At 52.6% G+C, this 24,681-nt stretch carries 25 protein-coding genes; 18 read left to right on the top strand and 7 right to left on the bottom strand.

The genetic code is table 11. From position 1 onward, the window contains the following. The first annotated feature begins 36 nt into the window (after positions 1–36). Positions 37–951 (top strand): LysR family transcriptional regulator, encoded by a 915-nt coding sequence (locus W822_RS28720; protein ID WP_051401604.1) that lies wholly within the window; start codon positions 37–39, stop codon positions 949–951. A 25-nt stretch (positions 952–976) separates the two neighbouring features. Here the strand turns inward: W822_RS28720 and W822_RS28715 are convergent, their stop codons facing one another. After that, positions 977–1,882 (bottom strand): LysR family transcriptional regulator, encoded by a 906-nt coding sequence (locus W822_RS28715; RefSeq protein WP_024004005.1) that lies wholly within the window; start codon positions 1,880–1,882, stop codon positions 977–979. Positions 1,883–2,020: 138 nt separating this feature from the next. On the opposite strand from W822_RS28715, the gene W822_RS28710 reads away from it, so the two are divergent. The 3 genes from W822_RS28710 to W822_RS28700 all read left to right on the top strand — a co-directional run bounded on the left by W822_RS28710 (position 2,021) and on the right by W822_RS28700 (position 5,214). Further along, positions 2,021–3,634 carry an AMP-binding protein gene (locus tag W822_RS28710; protein WP_024004004.1) on the top strand — a complete coding sequence of 538 codons (1,614 nt, stop codon included), beginning with the start codon at positions 2,021–2,023 and terminating at the stop codon, positions 3,632–3,634. Between the two features lie 84 nt (positions 3,635–3,718). Beyond that, positions 3,719–4,183 (top strand): VOC family protein, encoded by a 465-nt coding sequence (locus W822_RS28705; protein WP_024004003.1) that lies wholly within the window; start codon positions 3,719–3,721, stop codon positions 4,181–4,183. A 44-nt stretch (positions 4,184–4,227) separates the two neighbouring features. Continuing rightward, on the top strand, positions 4,228–5,214 hold the full coding sequence (locus W822_RS28700; RefSeq protein ID WP_031242178.1) for a Bug family tripartite tricarboxylate transporter substrate binding protein: 987 nt from the start codon (positions 4,228–4,230) through the stop codon (positions 5,212–5,214). A gap of 128 nt (positions 5,215–5,342) precedes the next feature. Here the strand turns inward: W822_RS28700 and W822_RS28695 are convergent, their stop codons facing one another. Beyond that, positions 5,343–6,398 (bottom strand): NAD(P)H-dependent flavin oxidoreductase, encoded by a 1,056-nt coding sequence (locus W822_RS28695; RefSeq protein ID WP_024004001.1) that lies wholly within the window; start codon positions 6,396–6,398, stop codon positions 5,343–5,345. After that, positions 6,395–7,213: an IclR family transcriptional regulator gene (locus W822_RS28690; protein ID WP_024004000.1), complete on the bottom strand. Its 819-nt coding sequence runs from the start codon at positions 7,211–7,213 to the stop codon at positions 6,395–6,397. Before W822_RS28690 ends, W822_RS28695 begins: the two co-directional genes overlap by 4 nt. Before the next feature lie 63 nt (positions 7,214–7,276). Here W822_RS28690 and W822_RS28685 point away from each other — a divergent pair, with 63 nt between their 5' ends. The 7 genes from W822_RS28685 (at position 7,277) to W822_RS28655 (ending at position 15,221) form a co-directional block, all read left to right on the top strand. Continuing rightward, positions 7,277–8,485, top strand: a complete 1,209-nt coding sequence (locus tag W822_RS28685) for an iron-containing alcohol dehydrogenase family protein (RefSeq protein WP_024003999.1) — start codon at positions 7,277–7,279, stop codon at positions 8,483–8,485. 10 nt (positions 8,486–8,495) lie between these two features. Further along, positions 8,496–9,959, top strand: a complete 1,464-nt coding sequence (locus W822_RS28680; RefSeq protein WP_024003998.1) for an aldehyde dehydrogenase family protein — start codon at positions 8,496–8,498, stop codon at positions 9,957–9,959. 26 nt (positions 9,960–9,985) lie between these two features. Continuing rightward, complete coding sequence (locus W822_RS28675) at positions 9,986–10,951, top strand: Bug family tripartite tricarboxylate transporter substrate binding protein (RefSeq protein WP_024003997.1); 966 nt, start codon at positions 9,986–9,988, stop codon at positions 10,949–10,951. A 48-nt stretch (positions 10,952–10,999) separates the two neighbouring features. Then, the gene (locus W822_RS28670; protein WP_024003996.1) at positions 11,000–11,749 is read left to right on the top strand and encodes an SDR family NAD(P)-dependent oxidoreductase; all 750 of its coding nucleotides are present in this window, start codon (positions 11,000–11,002) and stop codon (positions 11,747–11,749) included. Next, on the top strand, positions 11,746–12,243 hold the full coding sequence (locus W822_RS28665; RefSeq protein WP_024003995.1) for a MaoC family dehydratase: 498 nt from the start codon (positions 11,746–11,748) through the stop codon (positions 12,241–12,243). Before W822_RS28670 ends, W822_RS28665 begins: the two co-directional genes overlap by 4 nt. Then, positions 12,240–14,378, top strand: a complete 2,139-nt coding sequence (locus W822_RS28660) for an acetate--CoA ligase family protein (RefSeq protein WP_024003994.1) — start codon at positions 12,240–12,242, stop codon at positions 14,376–14,378. The genes W822_RS28665 and W822_RS28660 overlap by 4 nt, the downstream gene beginning before the upstream one ends. A gap of 84 nt (positions 14,379–14,462) precedes the next feature. Next, complete coding sequence (locus tag W822_RS28655) at positions 14,463–15,221, top strand: citryl-CoA lyase (protein WP_024003993.1); 759 nt, start codon at positions 14,463–14,465, stop codon at positions 15,219–15,221. A 63-nt stretch (positions 15,222–15,284) separates the two neighbouring features. Here W822_RS28655 and W822_RS28650 read toward each other — a convergent pair whose 3' ends face one another. From W822_RS28650 to W822_RS28635, 4 genes are read right to left on the bottom strand one after another with little or no spacing between them, the layout of a single operon-like run. After that, positions 15,285–16,550: an NAD(P)/FAD-dependent oxidoreductase gene (locus W822_RS28650; protein WP_024003992.1), complete on the bottom strand. Its 1,266-nt coding sequence runs from the start codon at positions 16,548–16,550 to the stop codon at positions 15,285–15,287. After that, positions 16,547–16,846: a c-type cytochrome gene (locus tag W822_RS28645; protein ID WP_155848083.1), complete on the bottom strand. Its 300-nt coding sequence runs from the start codon at positions 16,844–16,846 to the stop codon at positions 16,547–16,549. Before W822_RS28645 ends, W822_RS28650 begins: the two co-directional genes overlap by 4 nt. Continuing rightward, positions 16,843–18,183, bottom strand: coding sequence for an ATP-binding protein (locus tag W822_RS28640; protein WP_024003990.1), 1,341 nt, complete (start codon positions 18,181–18,183; stop codon positions 16,843–16,845). Before W822_RS28640 ends, W822_RS28645 begins: the two co-directional genes overlap by 4 nt. Beyond that, positions 18,180–18,857 (bottom strand): winged helix-turn-helix domain-containing protein, encoded by a 678-nt coding sequence (locus tag W822_RS28635; RefSeq protein ID WP_024003989.1) that lies wholly within the window; start codon positions 18,855–18,857, stop codon positions 18,180–18,182. Before W822_RS28635 ends, W822_RS28640 begins: the two co-directional genes overlap by 4 nt. 267 nt (positions 18,858–19,124) lie before the next feature. On the opposite strand from W822_RS28635, the gene soxC reads away from it, so the two are divergent. From soxC to W822_RS28600, 7 genes are all read left to right on the top strand, one after another. Beyond that, the gene (gene soxC, locus W822_RS28630; protein WP_024003988.1) at positions 19,125–20,489 is read left to right on the top strand and encodes a sulfite dehydrogenase; all 1,365 of its coding nucleotides are present in this window, start codon (positions 19,125–19,127) and stop codon (positions 20,487–20,489) included. 127 nt (positions 20,490–20,616) lie between these two features. After that, a complete protein-coding gene (locus W822_RS28625) occupies positions 20,617–21,711 on the top strand; it encodes a c-type cytochrome (protein ID WP_253272232.1) in 1,095 nt (364 codons plus the stop codon). Between the two features lie 9 nt (positions 21,712–21,720). Beyond that, positions 21,721–22,209, top strand: coding sequence for a thiosulfate oxidation carrier protein SoxY (gene soxY / locus W822_RS28620; protein ID WP_253272231.1), 489 nt, complete (start codon positions 21,721–21,723; stop codon positions 22,207–22,209). A 47-nt stretch (positions 22,210–22,256) separates the two neighbouring features. Further along, positions 22,257–22,571: a thiosulfate oxidation carrier complex protein SoxZ gene (gene soxZ, locus W822_RS28615; RefSeq protein WP_024003985.1), complete on the top strand. Its 315-nt coding sequence runs from the start codon at positions 22,257–22,259 to the stop codon at positions 22,569–22,571. A 52-nt stretch (positions 22,572–22,623) separates the two neighbouring features. Next, complete coding sequence (gene soxA, locus W822_RS28610) at positions 22,624–23,463, top strand: sulfur oxidation c-type cytochrome SoxA (protein ID WP_024003984.1); 840 nt, start codon at positions 22,624–22,626, stop codon at positions 23,461–23,463. An 8-nt stretch (positions 23,464–23,471) separates the two neighbouring features. Continuing rightward, entirely contained in the window at positions 23,472–24,104 is a 633-nt protein-coding gene (gene soxX / locus W822_RS28605) for a sulfur oxidation c-type cytochrome SoxX (protein WP_024003983.1), read from the top strand. Between the two features lie 22 nt (positions 24,105–24,126). Further along, positions 24,127–24,663 carry a TlpA family protein disulfide reductase gene (locus W822_RS28600; protein ID WP_253272230.1) on the top strand — a complete coding sequence of 179 codons (537 nt, stop codon included), beginning with the start codon at positions 24,127–24,129 and terminating at the stop codon, positions 24,661–24,663. Positions 24,664–24,681: the final 18 nt, after the last annotated feature.

Below are 24,681 nucleotides of genomic sequence, written 5' to 3'. Positions count from 1 at the left end.
AATAATGCGTCACGGCAGCCAATTGAAGGAGTCATCATGGGATCAGAAGCCATTGAACTGCGGCATTTGCGTTTTTTTATTGCGCTGGCCGAAGAGCTCAATTTCGGCAGGGCAGCCCTGCGCTGCAACGTGACGCAGCCGCCGTTCAGCGTCGCCATCCGTCAGCTGGAAAGCCACTTGAATGTGATTCTGGTCGAGCGCAACAGCCGGAATGTGATGCTCACACCTGCAGGCGAAGCGCTTTACGGGCGCATGCAGCGTCTCATGGGGCAGGTCGGAGACGCGTACGAACTGGCCCGCTGCGTCTCCGAAGGAAAAAGAGGCAAACTGCGTGTCGGCTTTCATGCATCGATGCTTTATCAGGGTCTGAGCGAAATGGTGCAAGCCATGGAGCAGGACGAGCCACTGGTCGAAATCGAATTGCTGGAAATGGCAACGCAAGATCAGGTGCAAAGCCTGCTGGCTGGTCGCATTGATGTCGGCTTCGGCCATTCGACAATCGTGCCGGCCAGTTTGTCATCGGTCACCATTTTGCAGGAACCCCTGGTCGTCTGCGTGCCGCCAGCCCACCCGGCGCTGCGTGCGCACGATTTTTTGCTGGATATGCTGAAGGATGAGGGCTTTATCTGTTTCTGGCGCGAAGCCTCGCCGATTTATTTCGATCGAATTGTATCGCTATGCGTTCAGGCTGGCTTCAATCCCAGAATCAGGCATCAGGTCCGGCAGTGGACGACGGTGGTGGCCATGGTAGGAAAAGGAATGGGCGTTGCCATCGTGCCGCAGTGCATCGCGCAATCGGGGCTGGCATCAGCCATGATTCCGCTGGAAAGCGAAGCGTGTACCGAACTGCAATGCATGTGGGTGAATGGGGCGGAGCAGCCCATGGTGCAGAACCTGCTTGGCTATGCCAAACGGCATTTGCGGGCGTCCAGCCGCGTAAAGCAAAAATAGAGTGGGTGTTTGAATCTGCGTACAGCTATTTCTGTTCCATAGCTGCCACGGTTTTACCCTTGTGGGCCAGAAATTCGATCAGTGTTGTTACCGCCCGTATGCGGTATTGATCGGGCATGAACAGCAAATGCATGCGGTTGCCATAAATTGACAGTGACCACTCTGGCATCGCGCGAACGATTTCGCCTGACGCTACTTGATCGCGTACGACATAATCGGTCGTCACGCCGACCCCCAGATTCTGAAGCAGCGCCTGACGCAGAAACAAAAAATTGTCAGAAGCCAGCGATGGCTCCAGTACGATTTCGTGTCGCACACCCTTAAATATTCCTGCAACGCGCAATTTTTTGCCAACAGGAGAGCCGGCGATAATAGGAAAATTTCTAAGCTCATCCAGCGTTTGCGGCAGGCCGTGTTCGGCAGCGAAAGGGCGCGACGCGCAGATCAGCATGGACACGGGGCCAAGGTCGCGCGATTCCAGATTCTGAGGCGGGTCCGAGAGCACGCGCACCGAGACATCGACTTCGTCGTTGATGAGGTTTCTGATTTTCGTATCAAAGATGACGTCCAGATCGATCGACGGGTGCAGACGCTTGAATTCAAGCAGCCATGGTGCCAGAACCAACTGGCCATAACCAATTGGCACTGAAAGCCGTACACGGCCACGAGGCGTATCTCGCAGAGAGGTGGCCTCCCTGGCTTCGGCAAGTGCGTTACGAATGACACAGCCCTGATGATAGAGCTGCAATCCCATTTCGGTGGGTTCCAGGCTGCGGGTTGTACGACGAAGCAACTGTGCGCCGACATTTCTTTCCAGTTGGTTCAAATGATAACTGACATTGGCGCGGGTCATTTTCAGTCGGCGCGCAGCTGCACTGATGTTACCCGCATCAATAATGTCTACAAGATGAAGCAGCGCGACGCTGTCCAGAATATTTTTTGACATGCAAAAATTTTTTTCGATTCTGTCAATGAATTTTGGGAATTGTCAAATTATCCAATGAAACGTATATTCAATCAACAACAAAAAAATTGCTAATGAACATCACAATATCGAGAGACACGAGTAATGCAACTTAAAGACAGCTTCTATGACGTATTCCTTGAGTCAGCCGGGGCGTTTCAAGACAAGCCGCTGCTGATTTTGCCGCAACGCCAGGCCGATGCCTGGGGTGTACCCATCGAAATGACGTATGGCGATACGCTTGAGCAAATTCAGGGCTTGAGGCGACAGTACCAGGCCAAGGGATTACGAGCGGGTGACCGTGTCGCTCTGGCGTTCGAATCCAGGCCCGAATTCGTCTATCACTATCTGGCTCTGAATGGACTGGGTGTCTGTGTTGTCCCGCTGAATACCGATCTCACGGTGAGTGAGCTTTCATATCAAATCGGACACGCCCGGTGCGGCGCCGTGATCGGGCTGGAGGTGCTGGAGAAACAGCTTGCGTCAGCCATCGAAGCGACTGGACGGGAAGTCACCCTTAGTACACACGGTCCCGAGGGCCTGGGCACCATCTGGCGCGCAAACGATATCGTTACGCCGCAGAGTCCCTTGCAACGCGCTGCCGCTATTCTCTACACATCCGGCACAACCGGAAAACCCAAGGGTTGCGTACTGACCAATGTGTATTTGCAGGAATCCTCTGCCTATAACGTCAGGATGCCTGGTCATCTGGCCTTTGCCGAGGGAGCCGAGCGAACCATGAATCCATTGCCTCTGTACCACCTCAACGCGATGGTCAACACTTTGGGAGCCGCAATCCTGACCGGGTCTGCCTATGTCATGCCGGGTCGGTTCAGTGCGACCAACTGGTGGAATGACATTGCGGAAACCAAAACGACCCGCTTCAAGTATCTGGGTATCATGATTCCGGCATTGCTGGGGCAGCCTGAGTCTGCACGTGATCGGGAATCAGGTGTGACTTGCGCATTTGGAGCGGGCGTGGATCCTGCGTTGCATGAGCGTTTTGAGAAGCGGTTTGGTATTCCGTTAATTGAAGTCTGGGGCATGACCGAGACCGGTCGTATCCTGATTGTTGATCGCGAGCCCCGGCATATCCACACGCGAGCCTGTGGTCGGCCGCAAGCCGGCCTGCAGGCAAGGATTGTGAACGACGCTGGCGAGCCGGTACCGGACGGTACCGTGGGAGAACTGGTCGTAAGACACAGTGCAGAGAATCCACGCTATGGATTCTTTGACAGTTATCTTGATGATCCGGTCGCAACCGAGGCTGCGTGGGAAGGTGGCTGGTTTCATTCCGGAGATTTATGCACGCGTGCGGAAGATGGCATGTTTACTTTTGTTGATCGCAAGAAGAATATCGTGCGTCGAAGCGGCGAGAACATTTCCAGTGCAGAAGTGGAAGCCGTGCTGGTGGAATGCCCTCACGTCAAACAGGTGGCGGTGATGGCTGCGCCTGATGAGCTTCGTGATGAAGAGGTGCTTGCGTGTGTCATCACAACAGGGGATGACGTGCGAGACCATGCTCTGGCCTTGTCTATCTTCCATTTTGTACAAGAACGTCTGGCTTACTACAAAACGCCAGGGTGGATTTATTTTGTCGATGAATTGCCAGTGACCGGAACGCAAAAGGTACAGAAGCACCGCATCTTCCCCAATGGGTTCAATCCCAATGTGCCGCATATTCACGATCTGCGCAGCTACAAGCGCTGGAAAAAATAGCATCGGTACAACCCATTTTCAGATACCAAAGAGGCCACAACGACTTGCGGCCGCTCATACCTATTTAACAATCAGGAGTTTTGTATGTCAGACATTGATCTTTCCGAACATAGCCAGAGTCGCCCATATGGGCGTGATGAGAAATATCACTTTCAGCATATCCATCTGTTTGCTTCAAACATCGACGAGACGATCGCATTCTACAAAAAGTGGTTCGAAGCCAGAGTGGTGTGGGATAACGAATTCGGTGGCGCACGCAATGTGTTCATGAAAATTGGTATTGGTGCGATGCATCTATATGATCAGGCACCTCGCGATCTGGGTCGCAATGCTGTGCATCATCTGGGATTCCAGGTTGTCGGTTTGCATGATTTATATGATCGGATGAAAGCGGCTGGCGTTCATCTGCCCAACCCGGTACGGGAACTGTTCGGGGGCGGCTATTTCATGGTCAAGGCGCCAGACGACGTTTTGCTTGAAGTCTTTGAAGCGGGTGCAACCCGTGACCCTGTTGTTCGTGAGTATTACGGACTGGGTAAAGCGCAATGACGAGTGTCATTGTACTTTTGAGAACCTTTTCAAAGGAATTTGCCATGTTTGCCAAACGACGTATTTCACTCAAAATTCTCGCTGCGATCGCCGTGCTGGGCTGTAGCAATACGGTGCTGGCTCAAAACTACCCGGTCAGACCGATTACGATCGTGGTACCTGCCGGGCCGGGCGGAGGAACCGATATATTGGCGCGTTCGTATGCCGAAGCGTTATCCCAGCGCTTGCATCAAACGGTTATTGTCGAAAATAAATCCGGGGCCTCGGGTCAGATTGGCACACAGGCAGTGGCGCGTGCAGCACCTGACGGCTATACCATCCTGTTTGCCTACTCTGCTCCAATTTATTACGCGCATCACTTGTATCCGAAGGTGCCGTACAACGTTAAGAACGACCTGGCTATAATCTCTGAGGTGGCCGAAAGCGTTCTGATTCTGGTGACGAACAAAGACGTACCCGCCACAAACGTGGCTGAGTTTCTGCAATGGGCGCGTGACGGCAAGGGTAAGCTCAGTTATGGTTCGATCGGAAAAGGGTCGGCCAGCCATCTGGTGAGCGCCTACCTGAATGAAACCTACGACCTGGATATGACGCATGTCCCGTATAAGAGCGAGGGTCCATTTGCACAGGATCTGGCGGCGGGTGTCGTACCGTGGGGGATCGGTACCTTGGGGCCGCAAAATCCTTACATCCAGTCGGGCAAAATCAAACCGCTGGCAGTGCTGGCCAATCAGCGCATCTCTGCCTTGCCAGATGTGCCGACTATGACTGAAGCGGGCTATCCCGATGAACAGTTTCGGGCTCCGACCGGTTTTGTCTTCGCTGCGCCAATAGGAACACCACAGGTCATTCTGGATCTGCTGACAAAGGAAACACTCGATATTGCGAAATCAGGGCCCATGCAGGCGCGTTTTGCACAACTTGGCCTGGAAGGGGCGCAAAGTGATGCAGTGCAGTTTCACAAGAAATTTGAAACGGTGGATCAGGTTATCAAAAAGATGGTTGACATCTCAGGCGCAGCAAAGGACTAATCATTTCATTCCCGGTGGAGAACGGCTGTTGCTGCGGTTCTCTGACTGGGTGGCAGAGTGGACCCTTCTCATGATTCAGTGGAACCGGTTGTTCCAACTTCTTTTAGTTTCCACAATTTTGATGCGCTTCAAGCCGTAAACATCTGTCGATACCGCGTGCTGGCATCCATAAACTCTTGTTTCAGCCGATCCACGATGCTTGCCACAGGTTCTACGGCTCTTGCGAAGCCGACGGCCGGACCCATTGAAAGCATGCCCTCTTCGACCTGGCCCTTCTGGTAGGCCAATGTGTTAGTGCGGGCTCCACTGATTAAATCTCCGAATTCGGAATAACGGCGTGCACCCGCCTGTTCCATAGCGGCAACTTTGCGGGCGTTGTCGTTGTTGATGACACGCCAGGTATCGCCCAGGCTGCTGAGCAAGGTGCAAGTACCGTGTTGGTCTGTCGTCACTACGCGCTGTTTATAGGCAGCATGAGCCGGTGTTTCCTGGGCGGATGTGAAAATGCTGCCCATGACGACAGCATCAGCCCCCAGCGCCAGAGCGGCTGCAATCTGGCGTCCATGGCCGATGCCTCCACCCAACGCCAGAGGAACATGCAAGTGTTCGAGCGCATATGCTCCGTTCAGAAAGGTAGGGAGTGGGTTGCTGCCAGGGTGCCCGCCTTCTTCCATTCCAACCAGTGTGACAGCATCTACGCCCAGCTTTTGTGCCGCGATGGCATGTCGCACATGAGCGCATTTGTGAATAATGATCGCATTTGCATTGCGAAGCGCTGGCATCAATGGCGTTGGAGGCAATCCTGCCGTTTCGAATATACGTACGCCTTCTTCTATTGCAATGAGCAAACGCTCCAACATGATGTCATTGTGCTCCATGCGACGGGAAAGCGTGAGGTTCACGCCGAAGGGCAGGCCGCCGCTCAAATCGTGGCATAACTGCATTTGATACCGAAACTGTTCGTTTGTGCTTGAACTGCGCGCGGTAATGAAACCCATGCCGCCGGCACGAACCATGGCCGCCACCAGGCTTGCATCCGAGAGCCACATCATACCGCCCAGTAAAAGCGGCCAACGAATACCGAGTAGTTCTGTGATGCGAGTTCGGTAGGAATCGGGAATGTCGGTATCGATATGACATTTCTGAATGTTATGTACTACAGAAGAAGATTCGTTCATGCTCATAAATCTTTTCCCAAGAGCAAGACCGGTTGCAGTTCGCGAGTAAGCTGACTAAGGAGCGGACCCACTTCCTCAAACATCAGCGGCGTGGGTAAGAGCGAGGTCGGCCCACCACAGCTGACCACAAATCGCTCACCATCAGGCAGCTTGATTCCCGCTGCCACTGTGTTGATCTGATATTTGGGACGTTCGTGATACACGAATCCACGCGCGGGATAGCGTGCTAGGGCCTGTTTCATTGTCTTGAGTTCAGCTTCATCGGTCAGTTTGCCGCTAGCTGCCGCATCTGCCAGCAATTGTTCGCACTCTTCAGGCCTGCAATTTGCCAGGTACGCCCAGCCGATTGCGCTGTGAAACAATGGGATACGGGACCCAACGCGCAAGTTCATCAACAGAGGAGAGTTTCCCTGGCAACGCAGCAGATAAACAATGCTGTCGCCTTCACGACGCCCCAAGGCGACCGCTACCTGATAGCGATCGGCAATGGCTTGCAGCATGGGGCGAACCACTTCCAAAGCGTCCTGGCCAGCCAAAGCGGCTGCACCCAAAGCGATCGCGGCTGTTCCCAATTGCAATTTGTCTTTACCCGGCACGGGGCTCAGAAAGCCCGTTTTCTGCAGGGTGTAACACAGGCGCCAAACGGTCGGTTGCGCCAGGCCGGTCTTCTGGGCGATTTCCGTGGTACCCAGCATTCGTTCTTCTGCATCGAAGCATTGCAATATTTCCAGGCCGCGTGCCAGTGCGGTGACAAATTGCCTATCGCTATCGGTTGACGTTTTGTCGCTTTCATCGATTTTGGATCCGGGACCTCTTGACATGAATATCCACCTTTCATTATGATGATTCGAAATGCAAATTAATAATTCGCAGAGCAAATTATAATGGAAAGCACGGAAGATATCAATACTTCACAATTTATTGCCCATTTGTCTGGCGCTGTCTCGTGGCCGGGCCATTGCTATTGGGGAAAGCTCGCTGTCATGCGGGCAGCAAAGGCTGCCGGCATGCGCATGCGTCGTCCTCTCGTTATTACCGATCGCGCGGCATGGAACGCCGGCGCGACAGTCGTGACACAGGCATTGGCCGCGACGTCAAACAACGAGTTTCAGGTTTTTGATGGAGTCGTGCCCAATCCGTCGCTGGCACAGGTGCGGGCCGCGTTACAGCTCGCACGCAAATTCCAGTGTCAGTCGATTGTGGCCGTGGGAGGCGGCAGTGTTATTGATGTGGCCAAGGTGGTTTACGGCTGCCTGTGCAGTGGTCTGGAGCCCGATGAACTGGCGACGGTTCGTGGACAGGCCTGGCTGGAGGGGGCGGTCTCGGCCGACGATCTTTTATTACTCGCGATCCCGACAACCGCGGGAACGGGCAGCGAGAGCAGCTCGGCCGCCCTGATTCAGGGTGAGGACGGTCGTAAGCATCTTTACCGGTCCTTGCGCACGCGTCCGGCATTCGTCGCGCTACAGCCTGAACTCACGTTGAGCCTGCCCTTTGGCGCTACAGCGCAAGGCGGCTTTGACGCGGCGCTGCATGCATTGGGGGCATGGGTCAATACCGATCCCTCTCCGATTGGCAAGGCGATCGCACTGCATGCTTTGCGGGTATGTATGCGGGCGCTTCCCGCAGCACTGGATAATCCTGATAGCTTGAGTGCGCGCTCTGACATGCAAATGGGAGCGTATCTGGCCGGTGTGGCAATCGGCATATGCAAGGTCGACGCCGTTCATGCCATGTGTACGCCGCTCGAGTCCCGCGTAAAGAAGCCACACGCCGAGGTGTTGGCCCCCTTGTTTCGCGTTGTATCGCGCTACACCATACAAACAGACGCGCAGGCATATGCCGATGCGGCACGCCAACTGGGCTTCGGCAATACGCGCGACGATCATCAGGCCGCGTTGTCATTGATTGAAAAAATTGAACAACTCGCCAGCCATGCGCATATCTCCCTGCATTTTGAAGATCTGTCCCTGTCAGAACAGGACGGAAACCTGCTGGCGCATCAGGCGCTAAAAAGCGCCTCCATGCCACTCAATCCTCGCGTACTTACACATCGACAAATCAGCTCACTGTACCTGCAAATGGTCGCTTAAGGATCCAACCATGAACGTCATTGACACTCAACCCTACGACATGCTCATCGGCGAGCGCTGGCGTGCCGGCCAGGATGGCCAGACCTTCGATACGTACAATCCTGCCACCGGAAGGATACTGGCTCAGGTTCATCAGGCCAGCGCAGCAGATGTAGATGCGGCGGTGCTGGCTGCCCATCGTGCATATGAAAATAGTTGGCGAAAAACGACGCCGGCCCAAAGGGGCCGCCTGCTTAGACGCCTGGCCGTCCTGTTCGAGCGCGATCGGGAAAAGCTCGCGTGGATCGAAACACTCAATGTAGGCAAGCCGATTACTCATTCGCTAGAATCCCTGAAAGGCATGCCTTCGTCCCTGGATTACTTTGCCGGCATTATCCCTGCTGTTCGCGGGGAAACGATGACAGTTGGCGACCTGGATGTGCTCAATTACACCTTGCGTGAACCGCTGGGCGTATGTGCGCTGATCATGCCCTGGAATTATCCAATGACGTTGACAGTAAATAAATTGGGGCCCGCGCTGGCTGCCGGCAATACGATTGTACTCAAACCGTCTGAAGTTACGCCGCTTTCCACAATGGCGCTGGCGCGGCTGTTTGAAGAGGCCGGTTTTCCGCCGGGCGTTGTGAACGTTGTTAATGGCCCGGGCGGCACGGTCGGTGAAAGCCTGGTCACGCATCCGCTCGTGGCGCGGGTTTCGTTCACAGGGGGAACGGTCACCGGCGCACGAATTCTTGCTTCGTCTGCAAGTGACGTGAAGCGGGTCACGCTTGAACTGGGTGGCAAATCGCCGTTGATCGTATTTGATGATGCGGCACTGGACAAGGCTGTCGCAGTTGCGTCCGGGGATGTAATAAAGAATTCTGGTCAGGTATGCATAGCATGCACACGCATATTATTGCAGGATTCGATCGCCCGGGAGTTTCTCGTTCGTTTGCAACGGCGTCTCAGCACGATTCGCGTTGGTCCGCCTGATGCAGCAGAGACCGAAATGGGCCCCTTGGTCAGTGCCGGGCAAAAGCAGCGCGTCGAGCAATACATCAAAATTGCGCAAGAAGAAGGCGCAGAGCCTGTGTCATTCGGCGACATGATGTTGGACAAAGCGACATCAGGCGGTTTTTTCGTACCGCCTACGCTGTTGCTAAATTCGCACGCCCGAATGCAGTCGGCGCAAGACGAGATTTTCGGACCCGTACAGTCAATCATCACGTTCAAAGACGAGTCTGATGCGTTACGCATCGCCAACGACTCACGCTACGGCCTCGCTGCTGTCGTTTTCACCCAGGATGGCGGTCGCGCGTTGAGAATGGCGCGAGGATTGCAATCGGGAAGCGTGGCCATTAATACGGGTGTACGCACATCATTCGATGCGCCTTTTGGCGGCTATAAGCAATCGGGAATCGGAAAGGAACGGGGTCTGGAAGCCATCTATGAAAACACGCAACTGAAGAACGTCAAATTCGACATGAGCGTTTGACAAATACATAAACTCAGGAGGAAAGAATGAAATTCGTCATCAAATTGGCATTGGGAATCGCCGCAAGTTCGCTGGCGACCGGGGCGCAGGCAGAATGGCCTGAAAGGCCCGTACGCATGGTAATCGGTTTCGCACCAGGAGGCGCTTCCGATATTGCGTTCAAAATGGTGCAGGATGTGCTAGCCGAAAAACTCGGTCAGCCGGTGGTGCCGGACTATAAAGCAGGCGCAAACGGCAACATTGCCAATACTGCCGTAGCCAATGCGGCCCCTGATGGCTATACCGCGTTATGGGCTAACGTGGGACCACTGGCAGTCAATACTTATCTCTACAAAAGCGTCAAAACCGATCCCGGCGAAGTGTTCGCGCCGGTGACACAATTGACAGATTCGCCTCTGGTTGTCGTGGTTCCGAAAGATTCGCCTTACAAGACCATGCAGGATTTGATCGCAGGAATCAGGGAAGATCAGGAAAAACTGACATTCGGCTCGGCCGGTCAGGGCAGCTCGATGCATATCGCCGGCACGTCCCTGGCGCTTGCCCTGAAGGCGAAACTGACTCATGTGCCATATAAGGGCAGCGCGCCTGCTTTGCAGGATCTCATTGCCGGCAGATTATCTTTCATGATCGACAGCAGGTCGACGACAGCGCCATTCATTGAGAACGGTACATTACGGGCCCTGGCGATCAGCAGCGGCAAGCGTGCACCGGACATGCCAGAGTTGCCAACAATCGCTGAATCTGGCGTTCCGGGCTTCAATGTGACGACCTGGCAAGCGGTAGTTATGCCTAAGGGTACCCCTCAGCCGATTATAGATAAATTTTCCAAGGCACTGCGTGACGCTTTAAACACCGCTGTTGTACGCGAGCGTTTTGCGCGCGTCTATACCCCGGTGGTAGGCAGTACGCCGGAACAATTCGCTAAATTCTGGGCTGACGAGCGAACAGAAGCCAAAATAATCGTTGAAAAAGCCAAACTTCGAATCGATTGATGAAGACAGAATCGTGACTAAAACTACACTTCGAATGGGAAATTGAATATGGATCTGGGATTGAAAGAAAGCACTGCTTTTATTACCGGCGGCGCGGGAACATTGGGGTTTGCGATGGCAACGCGCTTTCTTCAGGAAGGGGGCAATGTCGTCATTTGCGACGCGAATCAGGAAGCTATCGACACGGCTTGCGAAAAACTCACCGCCCTGGGAGGCAGCGTGCTTGGTGTACGTGCCGATGTGACGAACAAAGACGAAGTTGCCTTGGCCGTACAGGAGGCAACCCATAAATGGAAAAAAATCGATGTCCTGGTCAATAATGCCGGCTTTGCACGTGATCGTTATTTGACCAAAATGTCCGAAGAAGATTGGCATGCCGTCCTGGATGTGACACTGCAAGGGGCTTTCCATTGCACGCGTGCTGTACTGCCGATAATGATGGACAACCGCTATGGGCGGGTCATTAACATTGCATCGCGTGCGCATCTGGGCAATCCCGGGCAGACGAATTACTCTGCAGCGAAGGCCGGCCTTATAGGTTTCACTCGCTCTTTGGCGTTGGAGTCCGGCAAGTTCGGTATTACCGCCAATGCGGTTGCGCCAGGCGTTATTTCGACGCCACGCATGCAACAACGTTCAGACTACCAGGAACTAACAGAACGGGCCAAGTCCAATACGCCGGTTGCCCGGCTGGGCGATCCGTCCGATGTGGCCGCGACCGTCGCATTCCTGGCCTCGCGGCTGGCGGGATTCACCACTGGCGAAACAGTACATGTTACCGGGGGACGCTACGCATGACGCTGTCGTTTGATTTAAACGAGCATTTGAGCAGGCGGCTCTATTTTGACGATCTGGAAGAAGGGCAGAGTTGGACCAGTCCCTGCCGCACTGTCACTGAAGCGGATGTCGTCCATTTTGCGGGTCTTTCCGGCGACTTCAACGCGCTGCATACAGATGCGATTTTTGCGGCGGAACACCCTTTTGGCCAGCGTGCCGCCCACGGTATGCTGACGCTGTCTATCGCATCGGGATTAACGACGCGCATGCCCGTTTATCGATTGATGGATGGTGCCCGTTTTGCATTGACTGAATTGCGATGTCGGTGGCGCAAGCCGGTTTTTATCGGCGATACCATCCACGTGGAGCTTCGCATCGGTACAAAAATCGAGTCCCAGAAGCGGCCAGGTACAGGTCGGGTCTTGATGCATCGGACCATCAAGAACCAGCACGGGGACATTGTGGCGGAAACTGAATGGACGACGCTGATGAAACGTAAAGAGGGGGCAGCATGAGTACATCATTACCCCAACCGTCATCGGAGTTGACATTTGATGATTTGCTCAGATTGACCCAGCCTCGTTCAATCATGATTGTCGGCGCTTCGACGACCGTTGGAACGCTGGGCCACACCACTGTGCTCAATCTGCTCGATCATTCGGAGTTTGATGGAGATGTATTTCTGGTCAACCCGAAGGGGGGGCAATGGCAGCATAGACCGCTGTATCAATCGGTCGGCGACGTACCGGCACAAGCCATCGACGTGGCGTTGCTATTAGTACCTGCCGATGCTGCCTATTCAACGCTGGAGGCATGCGCAGCAAAAGGAGTGCGCTACGCCATTGTGTTTACTGGTGGATTTGCTGAGCTTGGTGAGCAGGGACAGACGACAGAGCAGGAGATGCTGGCTTTGGCCAGGCGTAGCGGTATGCGTCTATATGGACCGAACTGCGCCGGCATGACTCTGTTGTCACCGCGTCTTGGCCTGACATTTTCGACTGAGTTTCGCAATGACGGTCGTAATAACCGGGTTTCCCGCATCGGCCTGGTTACGCAAGGCGGCGGTCTTGGGCGCTCGCTGATGCAAGGAAACGAGCGCGGTGTATGCTTCTCTAGCTGGTTTTCGACCGGCAATGAGCTGGATCTGGATAATGCAGATTTTATCCATTGGCTGGCGCAAGACCCGGATATTGACATTATTTGTACTGTGATTGAAGGTATCAAGGACGGAGCACGCTTTGTAGCTGCAGCACAAGCGGCGCAGCGGGCGGGCAAGCCGCTCATCGCACTGAAAGTCGGTCGTTCTGATTTTGGGAAGAAGGCCGCCCAATCGCATACAGCATCGCTTGCGGGCGACGATGTTGTCAATGATGCCGTGTTCTCTCAATATGGCGTCATTCGCGTTGACGACCTGGATGAGATGCTGGATGTCGCGAGTCTGATGTCACGCGTGAGTGTGCAAAGCTTGCAACGAATTTGCGTTTACTCGTCATCCGGCGGAGCGGGCGTATTGTCTGCCGATAAAGTAGGTGAAGCGGGATTGACCATGGCCTGCCTGGCGCAGTCGACCATTGCGGAAATGGCTCGCTACGCACCATCGTATGCCGCATTGACCAATCCGGTCGATCTGACGACAAAGGCTCTTGTCGATCCTGAATTGGCCAGAAAATGTTTGTCCCCGCTTTTTAACGATCCTGCTGTCGATGCGGTGTTGTATCCCGTCACCTCAAACTATTCTGCTAGCACGGAAAGTACGGTACGCAATATGCTTGACGTTGCCAGGAATGGCATGAAAGCCTTCGTGCCGGTATGGATGAGCAGTCGGCGAGGGCCAGCCCACGACTTGTTGATCAACGAGGGATTTGCGCCTATTTACAGTTTGCGCAATGCCATGCAGGCAATCAAACGGATCACGTGGTACGCGGAAAAATCAAATACAGCACGCGACCCCAATGGTCTGATGCCCGTTTTGCCCAATGCTGGGACGCTGGTCGATTTGCCGCGCAATGAAGCAGGGGCGAAGGCGTTATTGGCGCAAAACGGAATACGCTCCCCCAAAGAGGCTCAAGCAATAACAGCAAAAGAGGCTGTTGTGCAGGCAAGTCGGATCGGTTTTCCTGTGGCGCTAAAACTGGTGGCGGACGGCGTGCTGCACAAAAGCGAAATCGGTGGCGTGCAATTGAATTTATGGAACGAAGCACAGGTGCACGATGCATTCGGCCAGATCATCAAGAATGCGCACGAGCACAAAATATCCGACAAGTGTATTCGTGGTGTTCTTGTTTCCGAGATGATCACGGACGGTGTCGAGATTTTGGTTGGCATCCATCGCGATGCGGTCTTCGGTCCGATATTGACAATTGGCGCCGGCGGCGTATGGGTAGAGATCGAAGCCGATGTGGCACGTTGTCATCTTCCGGCAAGTCGCTCCCAGATCGAGCAGGTATTCGATACAACGCGTGTTGCCAAACGCTTGTCGAGTTATCGTGGAATGCCGGCACGTGACCGGGGTGCCTTGCTGGACGCCACGCAGCGCCTGGCCCTTCTATTTCTCAGTTTGGGTGATCGCGCGCAATCGCTAGAAGTCAATCCGTTGGTTGTTTTGAATAACGGACAAGGGGTTGTTGCACTGGATGCGGTGTTTGAATAGGACTTTTCCCTGAATCGGCGTCGAGTCGCATACGGCGAAACGGCCAGTGCAAGTTTATAAGTAATTTAATGACGGAGTGTTTTAATGTTTAACAGTGAAATTGGCGGCGGCGATGCCCATTCCATTCTGGTTCGTGGCCACGACCTGGTCAACGATCTTTTCAATCGTGATTTTATCGATGTGTTGGCGCTGGAGTTGCTGGGGCAATTTCCCACGCCCGAGCTCAAGCGTATGCTGAATCTGTTTCTTGTCAGTGCGACGGATCATGGTTTGACACCCAGTGCCTTGTCGGCACGATTGACTTTACACGGCGCGCCAGAGTCCATGCAAGGCGCATTGGCAGCAGGATTGTTGGGAGCCGGCTCCCGCTTTCTGGGCGTAATAGAGTATTCAGCCAGATTTTTGCGCGACGCGCTGCCTGCGCAGGACAGCTATACCGATGACGAGTTGAGGAGGTACGCAGAGGAATGCGTGAAAACCAACAAGGCAATCAAACGTAAAATCCCGGGTGTGGGACACCCCATTCATGTAGATGGAGATCCTCGGTGTGAACGGATGTTTGAAATCGCCAAAGAATGCGGTTATTTCGGTTATTATTCACGCTTCGCGCTTGAATTGGCTGCCGCTGCAGCCCGTCTGTCGGGACGAAAAATTCCGCTCAACGCCACTGGCGCCAAGGGCGCCATCGTACTCGACATGGGACTGACGCCAGAGCTTGGCAAAGCACTGACGATGATAGGGCGCTCGGTTGGCCTGATGGCCCATATTATCGAGGAGCAAAAGAATCCGATCGGGCAGAAGGTCTGGGATATGGCTTCGGGTGGAGGTGGTACACAGATTTGAATCGCCCGGATATCCGTTATATCGATGTACGTCCCCTGCGCATGGATGTAGTCGGATAAAAAATCATTGGAACATATCGGCCCAGATAGCATCCGCCCAGGCAAAGGCCAGTGGAACCTCTTCTGGGCTGGGGGCCGCAGAAACGCCGCCCGCACCTTTCACGGACTCCATGGTTTTATTTTCTTTCGAATAGTGATGCACCGATGCCACATGCATGGCATGGGATTCTGAAACAAAACTAAAGCATGTATTGGCGTATACCGGGGCCAGCGAAGTGTTTTTATTGAGTAAGCTGTCGCATATTGCATACGCACAGGTTCGGCCGTGTTGGGCCGCCATATGGCCCGACTTAGGCATAAGCGGTGCAATTTGAATGGAATCGCCCAATATATGTATGTTTCTTTGTGCCACAGATTCAAAATTGAGAAAATCGACTTCACACCATTTGTCATTTGAAGTGGCAAGACCCGCATCAATAGCAATCCGGCCGGCACGCATGGGGGGAATAATGTTAAGCACATCTGCTGCCGCATCTTCAAATTCAAAGTGCAATTTTCTTTGTTCTATGTCAACTCCTACCAGGGTATTTTCCGGATGATAGAACAGAACGTTCTCGTAGTGTTCCTGCCAAAAGCGCTGGTAAAGATCCTTTTCAGTCGTAATTTCCTGGTTGGCGTCATAAACGTGTACGGTTGCGCCAGTCTTATATTTTTTAAGATACCAGGCAATTAAACTGGCGCGTTCGTATGGGGCGGAAGGGCAGCGATAGGGCGCCAGTGGAATGCAAATGGCGACTGACCCTTCTGGTTTCAGCGTTTGTATCTGGTTACGCAAGCGAACGCTATCGGTGCCGGATTGCCAGGCATCAATCACGACATCTTTCGCTTTCGGATGATCCATACCATCTATTGCATCCCATTGCAGATTTACACCCGGCGACACAACAAGTCGGTCGTAGACGATTTCTGAAGCATCTGCAAGAACAAGGCGTGATGAATCCGCCCGGATTTTTTCTGCACGCTGGTGAATTATCCGCACGCCCCACCGATCTGCAAGTTGATCATACTTTTGAGTACAGTACGCTATATCTTTTAGGCCGACCAGAACAAGATTTGACATTGGGCATGACACAAACTGCTTGTGCTGTTCAATCAGCGTTACATCAATTTGGCCTCTGCTATACGTTCGAAGGTATTTCGCTGCAATGGCACCCCCAAAACCGCCACCAACGACCACGACATGCGGCTTGCGTTTTGTTCCAATAGCGGGCGTGCCCAGCATGGCAGCAGAGAAAAACAGTGTGTGCTTCAGAAAACGCCTGCGTCTCATGACGGATCCAGCGATGAAAAATAATTCGCAATCGCTTCAATTTGCTCACGTGAATAGCCTTTCGCGATCTGAGGCATCAAGAGGCCAGCGCGCCTGCCACTCGCATAATCAAGCATATCAGACAGAATAGATTCTGAAGATCGGCCCACCAGGCTTGGTATGGCTGACGGTGCTGCCTTATCTAAGGTATGGCAGCTAATACAGGCGCCAGACAGAAACTGTGCAGAATTCATTGGTGCGGATTGACTCAAACCTGTGTTGATCTGAAAGAAGAATAATAGGCTAATTAATTTCACACCGGAAACTCCAGTCGCGCCTCAAGCCCTGGTCCTTCGCGGTCAAGCAATTTGAAAGTGCCATCGTGTCGTCTTGCAATCGCCTCTACAATCGAAAGCCCTAACCCGCTGCCGGGTATGGTCCGGTCTCGACGCCAAAATCGATTTACCGCTTGTGCCCGGTCGTGCGCATTAAGTCCAGGCCCTTCGTCAAGTATGCTGATACGAACCCGCCCACTATCAGGCTGTTTGACGTGAACGATAACCGGCTTGTCATATGGCGTATAGCGCAAGGCATTATCAATCAGATTTTGTGTAGCCGAAAGAAGCAACGGTCTTGCGACATTGACACATGGGATTGCGCCTTCCTCTTTAATGAAAACTCTGTTTTTCAGATCTGGATATGACGCTTGAAATTGTTCCCTGGCAGCATACGCTACTTCGATTGGGTTACTGCTTTCGGCATGAAGTGCTTCATCATCCAGCCTGGCCAGATTAAGTAAACGGTCAAGAATACTCTGCAATTGCAGCACTCCATGGTCGGCCTTGTCCAATGCAGCTTTCAATATCTTATTTTCATCGGGCAGTTCGGCTGCCAGTCCGGCAACCTGGATATGTGTTTTGATTCCGGTCAACGGTGTTCGCAGTTCATGCGCGGCATTATCGGTAAACCGTCGCTCGCGCAAGATGGCAGCTTGTAGACGCTCCAGCAATTGTTCTATCGTGTTCAGAAGGGGTTGTAATTCAACCGGTGCCTTGATTGGCGCCAGCGGACTGTCATCACCCGGCTTGCGCTTTGCCAGAATATTCCGAATGCGTTCGAGTGGTGCGATCCCATGAGTGATGCAAAACCAGAGCATGATCAAACTGCCAAACAGCGCTACAAGAAAGGGGACGCCCGCAGATAATGCGAGCTCTTTGATAAGCGCCTCCCGGGTGTCCATACTGTCTGCGGTGGCAATTTGGATATTCCCCTGCCTGAGCATGTAGGTACGCCATCTTTTTTTACCATACATATGCGTACCAAAGCCGGAGATTGTGTGAGTCAGATCAGGGCCGCCCGCGGTGCGCACAATCGCCTGTGCCGTTATTTGACTGCGTAACAGACTCACTTCGCACGCAACCCCGTCACGGGCAATAACGTCAAAGGGTTTTCTGCTGTCGTCTGCCGCCAGATAGGCCGGTTCCGGCAATTGCGCAACCATACCTGCCACCATTCGTGCAGAAGCGGCCAGGCGGTTATCCAGCGCATCACGCAAAGATTGACGAGCATCGAGGAACATCCACCCGGCGACCACAGTCCATAGAATCGACAAGCCCAGGCCAATAATCAAAAGCAGCCGTACGCGCAAACTCATAATGAATCCATCTTCTCCGGCATTCCAAGCCGGTAACCCAGCCCCCGGACGGTCTCGACGATATTGTTGCCGAGCTTGCGACGCAGGTGATACACATGAACATTAATCGCATTGCTCTCCAGGCTTTGTTCATAGCCGTAAACGCTATCGCACAGTTGTTCGGTGCTCAGGATAGCTTGCGGGTTCTGTAATAATGCTCTTAGCAATGCGAGTTCGCGCCTGGCGAGAGATACCGGATGCCCATGGAGCCGGACCTCGCCGGTTGAAGCACAGAAGACGAGGCCGCCGTGCTCGACGAAGTCCTTGCTGCGGCCGGCAAGTCGTCGCGTCAGCACGTGCAGCCGCGCCTGCAGCTCCAGCAAATCGAACGGCTTGATCAGATAATCGTCGGCACCGCCGAGCAATCCTGTTATCCGATGGGAAAGCGCATCCCGCGCGGTCAGCACCAGAATGGGCAACTGTTGACCCTGATCGCGCCAACGATGCAGCAATGAAATACCGTCCTCGTCCGGTAGACCAAGATCGAGAATGCACACATCGAAATATGAGGACTTCAAAGCAGTATCGGCCAAACTGGCGCAATTGACATGGTCAATTGTCAGTCCATGTAATTTTAATCCGGTGACAATGCCACTAGCCACAAGCGCATCATCTTCGACGAGTAGTACGTGCATAATGGCCACCTATTTCCTGGTTGGCGATGATCATCAAATCAAAAAATTCAATATCCCTGCAATAACAAGCGGCTCATCTTAACAGGTTTTTCGGTATCTGCAGTTTTCCTGTTTTCTTAATATTGCCTTAATTCTGGCAGGTTACCGTAAGCACTATTTCGCTGCATCAGCCAACCGGTCCGCAGATTACTGCAAGACGTTTTTCCGTTAACCAGTGTCGCGAACGGCTGGACTATAAAAACGATTTGATCATGTGGAGCAATAAGGATGAGAGACAAGCGCAGTGACTCGCAAAAATTTGCACGTTTGCGCAGCGCACCAGAGAACTTTATTTCGGATGAGTTTGTATCTGAGGTTCGTCAACACGGCTGGGATGACTCGCGAAGAAGCTTCATACGTAAAAGTTTGATGGCGGCCGGCGCGGCACTTGCCGGTGGCGGTGCAGCGCGTGCTGCAACGCAAAATCAACCCGACCAGATGATCACGAAACCGCGTCCGTGGAGTACGTCGCTGGGTAATCCGGTCGCTTTTCATCCCTATGGGCAGCCTTCAAAATATGAAGTGAATTTGCAAAGAAGACAATCTCCCGGATTAACGGCGGTCCCGCAGGCATCTGTTGCATTTTCGCCGCTTCAGGGCATGTTTGGAATTATTACGGCCAACGGGCTTCATTTCGAACGCCATCATCAGGGATGGGTAGATGTTGACCCCACTGAACACAGGTTCATGATCAATGGCATGGTCAAGAATCCCAAGGTCTATACGATGGACGATCTGATGCGCATGCCTTCGGTGTCGCGGATGCATTTTATTGAGTGTGGCGCCAATACCGCCATGGAGTGGGGCAACGTCGCCGTTCCTACGGTTCAGTACACGCACGGCATGTTGTCCTGTTGCGAGTTTACAGGTGTCCCCTTGAAATACCTGCTGCAGGACTGCGGAGCAGATTTCAAGAACGCGCAATTTATTCTTGCTGAAGGCAATGACGGATCCAGCGAGACACGCACCATTTCCATGGCGCGGGCAATGGATGATGTCATTGTTGCCTGGGGAATGAATGGTGAAATGCTGCGTCCCGAGAATGGCTACCCGTTACGTCTGGTAGTGCCGGGTGTACAAGGAGTATCTTGGGTCAAGTGGCTGCGCAGAATCGAGGTAGGCGACAAGCCATGGAACGCCAAAGATGAAACCCTGGGTTATGTCGACCACATGCCCGACGGCACGTTACGTCAATATACCTCCATTCAGGAATGCAAGTCGGTGATTACCAGCCCATCGGGAGGCCAGGCATTGCTCTCGACAGGCTTTTACAATATTACGGGTCTGGCCTGGTCAGGCCGGGGGAAAATAAAAAAAGTAGATATTTCGGTCGATGGCGGCAAGAACTGGAAAACAGCGACGCTCAATACCCCCATTCTGGATAAATGTCTGACACGGTTCAATTTTCCTTGGAGTTGGGACGGATCGCCAGCCATATTACAAAGCCGGGCGGTGGACGAAACAGGCTATGTTCAGCCGACCAAATCCCAGTTGGTTGCCGTGCGCGGCACCCGCTCCATTTATCACAATAATGCGATCCAGTCATGGCAAGTGGCCGAATCAGGGGAGGTGTTCAATGTTCACGTTGAATAATGGTCATGCGTTATCGATTGTGCTCTCTATTTTTTTTGCACCGTTGTCCTTTGCCCAGCCGATCGACATCTCTGCGCTGACGTCTACGCCCGATGAGCAGAAACAGATTGAGACAACGATCAAAACAATGGCGGAGCAAAATTTATCTTTTCACAATATTGGTCGTGATGCGTTAAAAGTAGAAGTCGAGGCCTGGGATATTGACGTGCGTCCGGATTTCCAGGGCTTGAAACCTGGCAAGGGCAGCGTGGCAGATGGAGAAGAGGTCTGGTCTTCCAAATGCGCTTCCTGTCATGGTGACTTTGCCGAGAGCAATAAATTTTTTGCCCCATTGCTGGGTGGAACGACAGAGGATGATGTGAAAGCCGGGCGAGTCAACAATCTTCGCGCCGAAGCCAATGTTCCATCGACCACAATGATGAAGATCAGTACGGTATCTACATTATGGGATTTTATATACAGAGCCATGCCCTGGAATGCGCCAAAATCACTGACGGCTGATGAAACCTATGCTGTGGTGGCTTATCTGCTGAGCGAAGCCAGCGTTATTCCGGATGATTTCGAATTGTCCAACAATAATATTGCAGATGTGCAAAAACGAATACCTAATAGAGATGGGATGGTGGTATACCCTGGCCTTTGGCATGCCAAGGGTAAACCTGATACACAAAATACGGCATGCATGAAAGATTGCGTCCGGGAAACGAAAGTCGTGTCCGAGTTGCCCGAGCATGCACGGAATATGAACGGAAATTATGCCGCGCAAATGCGTATTGTGGGTGCAACAATTGGCGTCAATTCCGACGAACCAAAACTCACCGGCAAACCAGAAGCGAACGCTGCTGCCGTGCGGGCATACGCCCTGCAGACAATAAATGGCGATGCTAAAAAAAATGATTCGAAGAAAGATAACGGTGCCAAGGCCGATAGCTCACCCGCATCCGGAACGGGCATGGATGCGGCGGCCCAGGAAAAAGTCAAGGCTATTCTGACAACCAATGCGTGTACCAGCTGTCATGCCGCGACCACTAAGCTGGTTGGTCCGTCGTTTAAAGAGATCAGCGAAAAGTATTCGGAGAAGGATGCTCCCATGCTGGGAGAAAAAATAAAGAAAGGCGGATCGGGTGTCTGGGGGGCCATACCGATGCCACCGCATCCAGGCATTGCCGATGGAGATCTCTCCCTGGTAACCAAATGGATACTTTCGGCCGATCACGATTAAGAACCTCGATTGATTTTATTGGAGACCACGATGGATATAAGAAGACGTAATTTTCTGCAGGCTGGCGCGGTATTAAGTTTTGCGGTAATGACCGGTGTGCTTACGACCCAGGAAGCATTTGCAGCTGAGGCGCAATGGAATAAGGAATTGTTTGAGGCAACCGACAACGAAGGTGTTTTCAAGGCTTTGGGTGCAAACACCCCCGAAAATAGCGAGAAGGTAAAGCTGGTGGCGCCGGATATTGCTGAGAATGGCGCAGTGGTGCCCATTGCCTTGAGTACAGATCTGGAGAACGTCACGATGATGGCATTTCTTATTCCCGAGAATCCGAACACCATGACCGGAATGTTCACGATCCCGGAGGGCACCGAGGCTAATATCGCGACCCGGGTGAAGATGGCCAAAACGTCGGATATTTTCGGCCTGGTTAAGGCGGGCGACAAATACTATCTGGCGCATAAAGAAGTCAAGGTGACATTGGGCGGCTGCGGCGGCTAATGACTGTTGGTTTTTGAATTTATTCGGACATTAAATGGGAGTGGTAAATGGCAACGAGACCAATGCGTATTCGCGCAAAAGAATCTGGTGGAGTAGTAAGCGTAAAGGTACTGATGGCGCACGTGATGGAAACCGGACAGCGCAAGGATTCGGAGGGAAAAATAGTGCCGGCCTGGCATATCACAAACGTGAAAGCCACATGCAATGACAAGGAGGTATTGTCTGCCCAGTGGGGACCGGCGATATCTCGAGATCCATACCTGGCCTTCAGTTTCAAGGGTGCCAAGAAAGGAGACAAAATCGAGATAACGTGGATAGATACCAAGAAAGAAACCAGATCCGACACGGCAGAGATCAAATAATAATGTCCTGACGGATGCTTGGGAAAGTATCCATAGTAAATGGGAGAAGACAATGTTAAGAGAATTAAAAAAAAAATTACCCGACGCGGCTGCCATATTACTGATCGCCTCGGCCATAGGAGCCGGATCGGCGAGCGCCCAGTCTGCAGATAAAACGCAGGAGGGCATTGATGATTATCGGCAGATGTTATCGGATGGTGGAAACCCCGGTGATTTACTTGTAGATACCGGCAAAGAACTTTGGCTGGAAAAAAAGGGGCCCAAGGACGTGTCACTGGAAGCCTGTGATTTGGGATTGGGCCCGGGTGTGGTCCGGGGCGCTTATGCCCAGTTGCCGCGTTTTTTCAAGGATGCCGGCAAAGTCATGGATGCAGAGACGCGGATTATGTATTGCATGGAAACTTTGCAGGGCATCGATCCAAAGGACATTACGCCAACGGTCTTTTCCAAATCCGGAGACATCTCTACCGATTGGGAGGCGATTGTTGCCTACGTTGCCAACGAGTCTTCCGGCATTGCAATGGCCGCGCCCCAAAAGCATCCGGCTGAAAAAGCCGCGTATGAGCGAGGCCAGAAAATATTTTTTCATCGCAGCGGCCCTTATGATTTTTCCTGTGCCACCTGCCATGGCGCAAGCGACAAGAGAATTCGCTTGCAGAATCTGCCCGACCTGTTAAATGCGAAAGATGCGCAACAGGCTTATACAACCTGGCCAGGCTACCGGGTGTCCCAGGGTGTAGTCAGAACCATGCAATGGCGCTTGCAGGATTGCTTCAGGCAGCAAAGGTTGCCAAAACTCAAATTTGCATCTCAGGCCTCTATTGATCTGTTGACTTTCCTGGCTGTGAAGGCAAAAGAAGGAAAAATGGCGGCTCCTGGAATCAAACGTTAGGAAAAACAATGAAAAAATTATATTACTTGGTGATGATTGCCTCTATGTCTTTGGCTGGCGTCAACTCATTTGCAGAGCCTTTGACAGGCGTAAGCGACGAGGACGTCATGACGGTTTTGAAAAACTCCTTTTCGCCTGTTGGAGACGTCACGCTCGATCGTCTGGAGCAGTCGCCAGAGCAAAAAGCCTGTTCGCAGATGGCAGCTACCGGGCAACCCATACCCAAAGAGGTCACGGAAAGATTGTTGAAGCAAGCCATGGCATCGGTCAAGCCACCGGCCGATAAACAGTTTCTTGGCGACTGGAAAGTGGGCGAAAAAATTGCGCAATCCGGTGTCGGGCTTCAGTTTAGCGATAAACCTGGTGTGGCTTCCGGTGGCAACTGCTATGCCTGCCATCAGATGACCAAATCGGAAATTGCTTTCGGCAATATTGGGCCGTCGCTGCTCAATTATGGCAAGAGTCGGGGAAATGCTGCGCAGATGCTTGAATATACCTGGAACAAAATCTATAACTCGCATGCCTACACTGCCTGTTCCAATATGCCGCGTTTTGGCTCCGCAGGTATTTTGACAGAGCAGCAAATCAAAGATGTCATGGCATTGCTCTTTGATCCTGCTTCACCGGTGAATAATGAATAAGCCTGATGTCAGGAAAACGGCGATGTACGCAATCACAGCAAGCATATTCATAATCAAACCCAAAGCGCCATTGCTTAGGCTTTTCTACGTACTGGCAATATGCCTGGGGATATCACTGCAAGCTCATGCAGGTGTGACGTCATTAAAAAAAGGCACTGCCGTTACTTTGCCGGCATTTACGCTGCTCGATGGCAGTGTGATTACCCGTGAGTCATTGAAGAATAAACCTGTCTTGCTGTCCTTCTGGGCATCCTGGTGCCCTTACTGCGCCAGACAGAATCCGTATATCCAGAAGCTGCATGAGCAGGTCAAAGATTCAGATATGCAGGTCATTACGGTATCTATCGACAAGGAGCCGAAAGCGGCCTCCGATTACGTGAATAAACATAAGTATACGTTCAAGGTCGCGAAATTCACGCCGGCGCTCAAGGCGGTTTTCGGTGAAATAAAAGTGATTCCATTGGTATATGTCATTGATAAAAACAGCATTATCCAGGAAGCGGTGCCCGGGGAAATGTTTGAAGAAGATGTCCTGGATATGCGTAAGTACGCTAAATGAATACTGACAAAAGGAGAT

Source organism: Advenella kashmirensis W13003, from assembly GCF_000506985.1.
Taxonomy (GTDB): Bacteria; Pseudomonadota; Gammaproteobacteria; order Burkholderiales; family Burkholderiaceae_B; genus Advenella; species Advenella kashmirensis_A.
This window is presented reverse-complemented; position numbering and strand designations above follow the sequence as displayed.